This window comes from Blastococcus sp. SYSU D00820, assembly GCF_054050695.1.
On the sequence record NZ_JBJGZW010000004.1, the window covers coordinates 221,760 to 231,711 of the forward strand.

At 76.2% G+C, this 9,952-nt stretch carries 9 protein-coding genes; 4 read left to right on the plus strand and 5 right to left on the minus strand.

The window, feature by feature from the left end; genetic code table 11:
• Positions 1-33: 33 nt before the first annotated feature.
• From ACI79R_RS07825 to ACI79R_RS07840, 4 genes are all read left to right on the plus strand, one after another.
• Positions 34-1,062 carry an ATP-dependent 6-phosphofructokinase gene (locus ACI79R_RS07825; RefSeq protein ID WP_456573032.1) on the plus strand — a complete coding sequence of 343 codons (1,029 nt, stop codon included), beginning with the start codon at positions 34-36 and terminating at the stop codon, positions 1,060-1,062.
• 94 nt (positions 1,063-1,156) lie between these two features.
• Positions 1,157-2,689 carry an MFS transporter gene (locus ACI79R_RS07830; RefSeq protein ID WP_456573033.1) on the plus strand — a complete coding sequence of 511 codons (1,533 nt, stop codon included), beginning with the start codon at positions 1,157-1,159 and terminating at the stop codon, positions 2,687-2,689.
• 47 nt (positions 2,690-2,736) lie between these two features.
• On the plus strand, positions 2,737-2,913 hold the full coding sequence (locus ACI79R_RS07835) for a hypothetical protein (protein WP_456573034.1): 177 nt from the start codon (positions 2,737-2,739) through the stop codon (positions 2,911-2,913).
• Positions 2,914-3,005: 92 nt separating this feature from the next.
• Complete coding sequence (locus tag ACI79R_RS07840; protein WP_456573035.1) at positions 3,006-3,731, plus strand: dienelactone hydrolase family protein; 726 nt, start codon at positions 3,006-3,008, stop codon at positions 3,729-3,731.
• A gap of 87 nt (positions 3,732-3,818) precedes the next feature.
• Here ACI79R_RS07840 and ACI79R_RS07845 read toward each other — a convergent pair whose 3' ends face one another.
• The 5 genes from ACI79R_RS07845 to ACI79R_RS07865 all read right to left on the minus strand — a co-directional run bounded on the left by ACI79R_RS07845 (position 3,819) and on the right by ACI79R_RS07865 (position 9,857).
• On the minus strand, positions 3,819-5,069 hold the full coding sequence (locus ACI79R_RS07845) for a DUF3500 domain-containing protein (RefSeq protein ID WP_456573036.1): 1,251 nt from the start codon (positions 5,067-5,069) through the stop codon (positions 3,819-3,821).
• Positions 5,059-5,913, minus strand: a complete 855-nt coding sequence (locus ACI79R_RS07850) for a fumarylacetoacetate hydrolase family protein (RefSeq protein WP_456573037.1) — start codon at positions 5,911-5,913, stop codon at positions 5,059-5,061. The genes ACI79R_RS07845 and ACI79R_RS07850 overlap by 11 nt, the downstream gene beginning before the upstream one ends.
• A 14-nt stretch (positions 5,914-5,927) precedes the next feature.
• Positions 5,928-7,100, minus strand: coding sequence for a glycoside hydrolase family 1 protein (locus tag ACI79R_RS07855; protein ID WP_456573038.1), 1,173 nt, complete (start codon positions 7,098-7,100; stop codon positions 5,928-5,930).
• A complete protein-coding gene (locus ACI79R_RS07860; RefSeq protein WP_456573039.1) occupies positions 7,097-8,755 on the minus strand; it encodes an FAD-dependent monooxygenase in 1,659 nt (552 codons plus the stop codon). Before ACI79R_RS07860 ends, ACI79R_RS07855 begins: the two co-directional genes overlap by 4 nt.
• A 175-nt stretch (positions 8,756-8,930) precedes the next feature.
• Positions 8,931-9,857, minus strand: coding sequence for an alpha/beta hydrolase fold domain-containing protein (locus ACI79R_RS07865; RefSeq protein ID WP_456573040.1), 927 nt, complete (start codon positions 9,855-9,857; stop codon positions 8,931-8,933).
• Between the last annotated feature and the right edge of the window lie 95 nt (positions 9,858-9,952).

Sequence of the window (9,952 nt, forward strand, 5' to 3'; positions counted from 1 at the left end):
CGACGCCCGGCCCACGACGCGAGGAGTCTCCCGGTGCGCATCGGCATCCTGACCGGCGGCGGCGACTGCCCCGGCCTCAACGCGGTCATCCGCTCGGTGGTCCGCACGGCCACCAACCACTACGGCAGCGAGGTGGTCGGTTTCCGCGACGGCTGGCGCGGGCTGCTGGAGGACCGCTCCACCCCGCTGGACATCGCGGCGGTCGACGGCCTGCTGACCCGCGGCGGGACGACGCTGGGCTCGGCCCGCGTGGCCCCGGCCCGGCTCGAGGCGGGGCTGGACGACATGAAGGGGGTGCTGGCCACCCACGGGATCGACGTCCTCATCCCGATCGGCGGTGAGGGCACGCTGACCGCGGCGCACCTGCTGTCGGAGGCCGGCGTGCCGGTGGTCGGCATCCCCAAGACCATCGACAACGACATCGACGGCACCGACCTGACCTTCGGCTTCGACACCGCCGTCAGCATCGCGACCGAGCTGATCGACCGGCTGCACACCACGGCCGAGTCGCACCAGCGGGTGCTGCTGGTCGAGGTGATGGGCCGGCACGCCGGCTGGATCGCGCTGCACGCGGGGCTGGCCGCCGGCGCCCACCTCACCCTGGTGCCCGAGGAGCCGTTCGACGTCGACGAGGTCGTCCGGCTGGTCTGCGAGCGGTTCGCCCGCGGCGACTCGCACGTCATCGGCGTGGTCGCCGAGGGTGCGCAGCCCCTGCCGGGGCAGATGTCGTTCCGCGAGGGCGGCATCGACGAGTTCGGCCACCGCCGGTTCACCGGCGTCGCCCAGCAGCTGGGCGAGGAGCTGGAGCGGCGCACCGGCAAGGAGGTGCGCGCGACCGTCCTCGGCCACGTGCAGCGCGGCGGCACGCCGACCTCCTTCGACCGGGTGCTGGCCACCCGCTTCGGGCTGCACGCCACGATCGCCGCGCACGAGGGGCAGGTCGGCCAGATGGTCGCGCTGCGCGGCACGGAGATCGAGCTGGTGCCGCTGAAGCAGGCCGTCGCCCGGCTGAAGACCGTGACGCCGTCGCGGCTGGCGGAGCTCGGCGCCTTCACCGGCTGACCCGGCCTCCCGGGACGCGGCCGCGCCGTCGGAGGCGGAGGATCGGGGAGGAGGGGGGCGGCCCGCCTCCGAGCGATCCCCCGGAGGCGCCCTCGTGACACGGTCGGCCAGTGACGTCCCCGCGCCCTCGGGCGAGGAGCGCTACGAACCCGACCCGCGGCGCTGGCGCGCGCTCTCGGTGACGCTCGTCGCCGGGTTCATGAGCCTGCTCGACGTCAGCATCGTGTCGGTGGCCCTGCCGTCGATGCAGGAGGGCCTGGCCGCCTCGCCGGCCGGGGTGCAGTGGGTGGTCTCCGGCTACGCGCTCACCTTCGGCCTCGCCCTGGTGCCGGCCGGGCGGCTCGGCGACGCCCTCGGCCGGCGCCGGCTGTTCCTCGTCGGGCTGGCCGGGTTCGTGCTCTTCAGCGCCGCCGCCGGTGCCGCACCGACCGTGGGGCTGCTGATCGCCGCCCGGCTCGGGCAGGGCCTGGCCGCCGGCTGCCTGGCGCCGCAGAACTCCGCGCTCATCCAGCAGCTGTTCCGCGGCGGCGAGCGCGGCCGGGCCTTCGGGCTGTTCGGCGCCACCGTCGGCATCTCCACGGCCGCGGGCCCGGTGGTCGGCGGGCTGATCCTGGCCCTGGCCCAGGGCCCCGACGGCTGGCGCTGGATCTTCTACGTCAACGTCCCCATCGGCGTGGTCGCCTTCGTGCTGGCGCTGCGGCTGCTGCCCACGGGCGGCTCGGGGGGCCGCGGGCACGTCGACGTCGTGGGCGTCGCCCTGCTCGGGGCCGGCTCCCTCGCGCTGCTGTTCCCGCTGGTGCAGGCCGAGTCCGGCGGGCTGGCCTCGCTGTGGTGGCTCTTCCCGGTCGGCGTCGCGGTGCTCGTGGCGTTCTTCCGGTGGGAGCGCCGGGTGGTGCGCCACGGCGGCGAGCCGGTCTTCGACCCGCGGCTGGTCACCGAGACCCGCGGCTACGCCGCCGGCGCGGCGCTGGGCACCGTCTACTTCCTCGGCTTCAGCGGCATCTGGCTGGTGTTCGCGCTGTTCTTCCAGACCGGCCTGGGCTACACGCCGCTGCAGTCGGGCCTGTCGGTCACCCCCTTCGCGCTGGGTTCGGCGACGGCGGCCGTCGTCGCCGGGCGGCTCGTGGAGCGCTACGGCCGCGCGCTGACCGTGTTCGGCCTGGCCGGCGTGATCGTCGGGCTCACCGCGGCCGCCGTCGTCCTGCTGCTGGTGCCGGCGGAGAGCGCCGGCTGGGCGATCGCGCCGGCCCTGCTGGTCGGCGGCATCGGCGGCGGCTTCGTCATCTCGCCGAACATCACGATGACGCTGCGCAACGTGCCGGTGCGGATGGCCGGGTCGGCCGGTGGCGGGCTGCAGACCGCGCAGCGGTTCGGTGCCGCGATCGGCACGGCCGCGCTGCCCGGGCTGTTCTACGTCGTCCTGGGCGCCACCGGGCAGGACCACCAGGTGGCGGCCGCGGCGGGGCTCGCCGTGGCGGTCGCCGGCGCGGCGGCGGCGCTGGTGCTCGGCGTCCTCGACTGGCGGCGGGACCGCCGCGAGCAGTGGGAGGAGGAGCACCGGCTGGCCAGGAGGGACCTCGACCGGCACGAGGTCCACGCGCACGGAGCGACCGCGGCGCACTTCTGACGGCAGGCCGGGGTGTGCCCCCGGCGCGTCGCGGGCACCGGTGAGCCATGGCGAAGAACAACGACCAGGACGCCCAGCGCGCCGCCGTCCGTCAGGCGAAGAAGGACGGCGTGTCGCCCAGCGCGGCCGGGGCGACGACCGGCGCGAGCAAGCAGACCCACCACGTCCGGCACGGCGACGACCGGCACGAGCACTCCAGCGCCCAGGGCAAGAGCAAGACCTGACCGCCCGGCGGGCGGAGGACCGGCGGCGTCGGTAGCGTCGCCGGCGGCCCGCTGCCCGCCGACCCCGGGAGTCCACCCTGCCCGCGACCACCGTGCCCGGTGCCGCCTCGACGCCGGAACTGCGCGCCCATCTCGCCGGCCCCCCGGTGGGGGAGGGCCCCTGGCCCGGGGTCGTGGTGGTGCACGAGGCCTTCGGCCTCACCGACGACACCCGCCAGCAGGCCGACCGGCTGGCCGCCGCGGGCTACCTCGCGGTGGCCCCCGACCTGTTCAGCGCCGGCGGGGTGCTGCGCTGCCTGCGCTCGACGTTCCGGGCGCTGAGCCGCGGCGAGGGCCCGGCCTTCGGCGACCTCGAGGCCACCCGCGCGTGGCTGGCCGCCCGTCCGGACTGCACCGGGCGGGTCGGCATCCTCGGGTTCTGCATGGGCGGCGGGTTCGCGCTCATGACCGCGCCCCGCGGGTTCGACGCCGCGGCGCCGAACTACGCCTTCCTGCCGAAGGACCCCGAGGAGGCGCTGCGCGGCGCCTGCCCGGTCGTGGCCAGCTACGGCCGCCGCGACGTCATGCTGCGCGGTGCGGCCGAGCGGCTGGAGCGGGTGCTCACGCAGCTCGACGTGCCGCACGACGTGAAGGAGTACCCGGACGCCGGGCACTCGTTCCTGAACCGGCACAGCGCCGGCCCGTTCGGGGTGATCGAGCGGGTGGCCGGGTTCAGCTACCACGAGCCCTCGGCCGAGGACGCGTGGGCGCGGATCCTGCGGTTCCTGGACCGGCACCTGCGCGCGCCGGCGCCCCGCGCACACGATCAGGGTCCCTGATCCCGCGGGGTCCTCCCCGGCCGCGCGCCGTCGGGGAGGACCCGGCACGACCAGGAACCCTGATCATGTGCGGGCCGGCGCGAGCGCTCAGCGGCCGGCGCGCTCCTGCCACTGCCGCACCCAGGCGCGGCCGTAGTCGTTGCCGTGCGGGGTGCGCAGCACCGTGTGGATGTGGAACGGCTTCGGGGTGTCGTAGTCGAGGAACACCCCGCAGTGGTGGTCGAGCTCGGCGACGACCACCGGCGACTGCACCCGGTAGTAGAAGACGTCGCCGGGCCGGTGGCCGCCGATCCAGCAGAACCACGTCCGGTCCAGGTGCGCCTCGATCTCCCGCATCCGCGCTGCACGCGGGCCCTCGGGCAGCAGGCGCACGAACGTGGCGACGACGTCGAGCACCGCCTGCCGGGCCTCCGCCGACAGCTCGGCGACCGGCACCCCCTCGAACGGGATCACCCGGTTGTCCTGGAACGCCCCGGCCAGGTGCCGCTCGTCGCCGGGGTGCACCCGGCCCGGGGGCATGGCCGGGTCGACCATCTGCGCGTAGAGCGTCGCCCGCGCGCGCTGGTCGCCGGTCAGCGCAGCCATGACGGCCAGCCCGGCGTCGATCCGGTCGGCGAACAGCCCGGACAGGCCGGCGTGCGGGCCCTCGTCGATCTCGTCGGGCTCGGCGCCGAGGAACACGGGGGAGACGACCATGCGGCCCTCGACCACCAGGCAGTTGACGGCGGCGTGGTGGCCGTAGAGCTGCCAGCCCCAGGGCGCGCGCAGGTCCGGCGTGCCGTAGACGGCGACGTTGTAGCTCCACTCGCCCAGCACGGTGGGGAGGTCGACGACGTCCCCGAGGAAGCCGTTGACCAGCATCATCGCGTGCACCGCGGCGAAGCCCTCGGGCGACAGGGACGCGCGGACCAGGTCGAGGGCCAGCGACCGCACCTCCTCGGGCTGGAACTCCAGGCGCAGGCCGGTGTCGAACTGCAGGAACTCGGGGTTGGCCCAGGTCTGCCACTCGACGGCGTCGACGTCGAAGCGCACGCGCTCGCGGTCGCTGTCGCTCAGCGCGGCGAGGAACGCCTCGGCGGCGTCGACCATCGCGGCGACCGGCGCCTCCTCACCCGGCTCGGCCGGGGTGAGCGGGTACAGGCCCTCGCGCAGCGTGCCGTCCTCGGTGACGCCGCGGAACTGGTTGCGGTACAGCGGCGTCCAGCCCTCGACCAGCCCACCGGTGAAGGTGCCGGGCCGCTTGGCGAACTCGCCGTAGGTGTAGGCGTCCATCCCGCGGATCTCGGCCACCCGCGGGTGGTCGTGCGGGAACAGGTACTGGCGGAACTCACCGGCCATGACGCGCCTCGTTCCCGACGACGGGATTGGTCAGGACGCCGAGCCGGTCGACCTCGACCTCGACGACGTCGCCGGGCCGCAGCAGCCACGCGGGCGTGCGGGCGTACCCGACGCCGGACGGCGTGCCGGTGGCCAGCAGGTCGCCGGGGCGCAGGGTGAAGGTGCGCGAGATCAGCGCGAGCGTGTCGCCGACGGTGTAGACCATCTGGTCGGTGGTGCCGTCCTGGACGGTCTCGCCGTTGACGCGGGTCTGCACCCGCAGCCCGTCGCGCAGGTCGCCGACCTCGGCGGCCGGCACGATCGGCCCGAGCGGGCCGGAGGCGTCGCCGTTCTTGCCGAGGATCCACTGGCTGGTGAGCTTCTGCGCCCGCCGGGAGGTGAGGTCGTTGAACGTGGAGTACCCGACGACGCCGGCCAGGGCCTCCTCCGGGGTGGCGTCGACCAGCGTCGACCCGACGTAGGCCATCACCTCGCCCTCCCAGTCGATCCCGTCCTCGTCGGCGGGCACCGGCACCTCGGCCCCGCCCACGGTCAGCGACTGGGTCCAGCGGGCGAACAGCGTCGGGTAGGGCGGGACGCCCTCGCCGGAGTAGGACCCCTCGGCCACGTGCTTGAGGTAGTTCAGCCCGATGCAGATGACCCGGGCCCCGGGCAGCACCGGCGGCACGAACTGCAGGCCCTCGGCCGGGAGGGTCGCGCCGGCCGGCTCGGCGGCCAGGTGCGCCGCCGCGTCGGCCCAGAACTCCTCCAGGCCGGCGACCACCGTCACCGAGCCGCCGTCCTCGGCGAGCGCGGCGACCTCGACCCCGGCGGCACCGGGCCGCCGGATCCCCACGAACCTCATCCCGGGATCTCCTCTCAGGCCAGACCGTTGCGGCGGGCGACCTCGCCCAGCCAGGCCAGGCTCGGCTTCGGCGTGCGGGTGAAGGTCTCCCGGTCCACCGCGACCAGGCCGAAGGTCGGCCGGTAGCCGAGCATCCACTCGAAGTTGTCCAGCAGGCTCCAGTGCAGGTAGCCCCGGACGTCGGCGCCGGCATCGATCGCCGCGGCCAGGCCGGTGAGCGCGTCCGTGGTGAACCGGATCCGCTGCTCGTCGTCGGCGGTGGCGATGCCGTTCTCGGTGACCAGCAGCGGCACGCCGGGCAGCACCTCGGCGGCGCGGGTGACCGCCGCGCCCAGCGCCTGCGGCCGGTACTCCATGCCGTGGGCGAGGGTCTGCAGCTCCGGCGCCGGGGCGATCAGCCCGTCGGGGCCGAACCGGGCGCAGGTGTAGATCTGCAGGCCGACGAAGTCGTCGCCGGCCGCGGCCCGGAGGAACTGGTCCTCGAACGCGGCGCGCTCCTCGGCCATGCGCTCCTCGCCGCCGGGCTCGGCGATGTGCTCCCGGCCGACCAGCGTCATGCCGGCCCGCGCGACGTTCCCGCGCAGCACGTCCATCGCCCGCCCGTGCAGGCCGAGCAGCGCGTCGGCCACGGCCTGGTCGGGGCGGGGCAGGCCCTTGATCTCCTCGCCGCGCATGGCCATCGCGCCCATGACCGGCTGGGCGGCCATGAGGTTGGGCTCGTTGACCGTGCAGACGTACTCGGCGTCGGCGAGCGCGGGAAGGGCGAACTCGGCGAAGCGGGCGAGCCGGTCGCCGGCCTTCTGGCCGGTCCAGCCGCCGTCGTGCATCAGCCAGCGGGGCATCGTGAAGTGCACGAGTGTGACGACCGGGGCCAGGCCGCGATCGCGGGCGCCGTCCAGCACGCGCCGGTAGTGGTCCAGGGCCGCGCGGGAGAACTCGCCCTCCTCGGGCTCGATCCGGCTCCACTCGAGGCTGAACCGGTAGGCGTTCAGCCCCGCGCCGGCCACCAGGTCCAGGTCCTCGGGCCAGCGGTGGTAGGAGTCGCAGGCGTCGCCGCTGGGCTCGGCGAACGGCGTGTGCGGCGCGTGCTCCATCTCCCAGTGGTCGTTGTTGACGTTGCCGCCCTCGATCTGGTGGGCGGCGGTGGCCGCGCCCCAGAGGAAGCCGTCGGGGAAGGAAGCGGTCATCGCGTGGTCTCTCCGGAGGTCGGGGCCGTGGTGGCGGGCTGGGGGGTGCGGCCGGTGACGCGGGCGAGCACCGCGGCCGGCTCGGGCGCGGCGTCGCCGCGCCAGGCGACGTGCTGGTCGGGCCGGACGAGCACCAGGCCGGCGCCCAGCAGCACCCGCAGGGCGGGCAGGTCGGTCAGGTCGACGACGGTCAGCGGGACGCCGAGCTCGGCGGCGGCCGCGGCCAGGCCGTCGGTCGCGGCGTCGGCGGAGATCCGCAGCAGCGTGAGGTCGCGCCCGAGCAGGTCGTAGAGCGAGCGGTCCCCGGCCAGCCAGGCGTGCGGGAGCCGGGCCCCGGGGTGCGCCGAGGGCGTGTAGACCTGCAGCTCGGGAGCCGGGTGCCCGCGGCCGTCGGGGACGACGACGGGGGAGTCCGGGTAGTCGTAGCCGAGCACCAGGCCCAGGCTGTGGAACTCCGGGTCCTTGACCTGCAGCGCCTCGGCGATCCGGGCGCGCAGCGCGGCGCCGGCCGGGCCGTCGTCGTGCAGGTCGGCGTCGGCGAAGGCCGGCGCGAGGAAGGCCTCCTGGCTGCCGGCGGCGGCGATCGTCCGCTCGGCGACCGGGCGGCGCTCGGCCTCGTAGCTGTCCAGCAGCGCCTCCGGCGCCCAGCCCTCGAGCACCGCGGCGAGCTTCCAGGCGATGTTCACCGCGTCGCCGACGCAGGTGTTGAAGCCGTGCCCGCCCCACGGCGGGTTCAGGTGGGCGGCGTCGCCGACGAGGAACACCCGCTCGCCGCGGTAGCGGTCGACCAGCAGCATCCGCGCCTGCCACGGGTCGGTGGCCAGCACCTCGACGTCGATGTCCGCGCCGACCATCGCCTGCACCAGCGCCACCGGGTCGACGTCGTCGGCGACGGTGTCGACGCCCTGGACGATCGCCCACCAGGTGCCGTCGAGGTCCAGCCGGCCCATGAGGCCGCCGCGCTCGGTGCCGATGACCCAGTAGTGCACGCCGAGCGCGCACAGGGGGCGCTCCTCGAGCGCGCGGGAGCGGAAGGTGACGCTGAGGTTGGGCAGCGCGCCGGAGGAGCCCTCGTACCGGGCGCCGATGGCCCGCCGGGAGATGCCGGCGCTGCCGTCGGCGCCGAGCAGCCAGTCGGCGGTGACCTCGGTGGTGGCGCCGTCCGGGCCCTCGACGGTGGCGCGGACCTCGTCCGGGCCGTCGGTGATCGCGGTGACCCGCGAGCCGATCAGCAGGGTGACGGCGGGCAGCTCGGCGGCGGCGTCGCGCAGCAGCTGCTCGACGTCGGACTGCGGCGCCTGCTGGCCGGCCTCCGCGGCGATCTCCTGCGGCTGCGTCCAGAGGCCGAAGGCGTTGCGGAAGCGGGTGAGCTCGTGCCCGAACAGGCCGGTGCAGAAGACGACGTCCTGCGCGTGCGACACCGGCAGCGGGGCGATCGCGCGCAGCCGGTCGGCCAGGCCCCAGCGGCGCAGGTGCTCCATCGTCCGCACGCTGGTGGTCTTCGCGCGGGGGCGGAGCGGGTCCAGCGTGGTGCGGGGCTCGACGACGAGGACCGGGATGCCGCGCCGGCCCAGCTCGATCGCCGCGGCCAGGCCGCTCGGGCCGCCACCGGCGACGAGCACCGGCACCCGGGCGGGAACGGCAGGTGCACTCACGGGGGTTCTCCTTCAGCAGGCCATCCGGACGCGCGCGATCGCGCGGCGACGGGTGGGAGGTGCGGTGCGACCGGACGGCGGGTCGGCGGACGCCGGGCGTCGGGATCGACGTCTGCGAGCATCCGTGGCGGCCGTCACGCCGACCTAGGCCGTTGCCATTGAGCGGCAGACGGGCCTATGCGGTTCCGTAACCGTCGAGCAGCTGCACGGTGAGGAAGGCCAGCGTGCGCTCGACGGCGTCCGCGGCCGCCTCCGGAGCGCCCAGCCACATGTGGTCGGCGCCGTCGTAGGCGTGCAGCTCGACGGCGGCTCCGGCGTCGGCCAGCGCGGCGGCCAGCCGCTCGCTCTGCACGCACGGCACGAACCGGTCGGCCCGGCCGTGCAGCAGCAGCACCGGCGGCGCCCCGCCCGAGACGTGGGTGACCGGGCTGGCCTGCGCCGCCCGCTCGGGCACGGCCGGCGCCGGGGCCCCGAGCAGCTGGGCCTCGCGGGTGGTGGGGTCGGCCGGGTCGGCGCCGGTGTCGGGAGCGACGGCGGCGACGTCGCTGGGCGCGTACCAGGCGACGACGGCGGCGACCGCGCTCGACGGCCCGGTCACCCCGACCTCGCCGGCCAGCTCCGGGCGGTCGCCGGTGAGGCCGAGCAGCTCGGCCAGGTGCCCGCCGGCCGACTCGCCCCACGCGGCGATCCGGCCGGGGTCGACGCCGAGGTCGCCGGCGCGCGCCCGCAGCCAGCGGACCGCGGCCTTCGCGTCGTGCAGCTGCACCGGCCACTGCGCCTCGCCGGTGAGCCGGTAGTCGGCGCTGGCGACCGCGATGCCGGCCGCGGCGAGCCGCTCGAACGGGCTGGGGGACTGCCCGGCGTAGGCCGGTCCCGCGGCGTGCCGGCTGCCCAGCCGCCAGCCGCCGCCGTGCAGGAACAGCGCGACCGGGTGCGGGCCGTCGCCGGCCGGCAGGTACAGGTCGAGCTCCAGCGGGCGGATGCCCGGCACGGCGGCGTACGGCACGCCGGTCAGCCGGGTGGTGCCATCGGGGCCGGGCGCGGCCGGCGGCAGCGGAGCGGCGTGTGCCGGCGGGGGGAGCGGCAGGGCGGGGGTGGGCACGGCGGGTCCTCTCACGGAGCCGGGGGGGGGGGGGGGGGGGGGGGGGGGGCGGGGGGGGGGGGGGGGGGGGGGGGGGGGGGGGGGGGGGGGGGGGG

Excerpts from the sequence above, each read along its gene's own strand:
- ACI79R_RS07835 (WP_456573034.1), top strand. The coding sequence starts at position 2,737 with ATGGCGAAGAACAACGACCAGGACGCCCAGCGCGCCGCCGTCCGTCAG.
- ACI79R_RS07845 (WP_456573036.1), bottom strand. The coding sequence starts at position 5,069 with ATGGCCGGTGAGTTCCGCCAGTACCTGTTCCCGCACGACCACCCGCGG.
- ACI79R_RS07850 (WP_456573037.1), bottom strand. The coding sequence starts at position 5,913 with ATGAGGTTCGTGGGGATCCGGCGGCCCGGTGCCGCCGGGGTCGAGGTC.
- ACI79R_RS07855 (WP_456573038.1), bottom strand. The coding sequence starts at position 7,100 with ATGACCGCTTCCTTCCCCGACGGCTTCCTCTGGGGCGCGGCCACCGCC.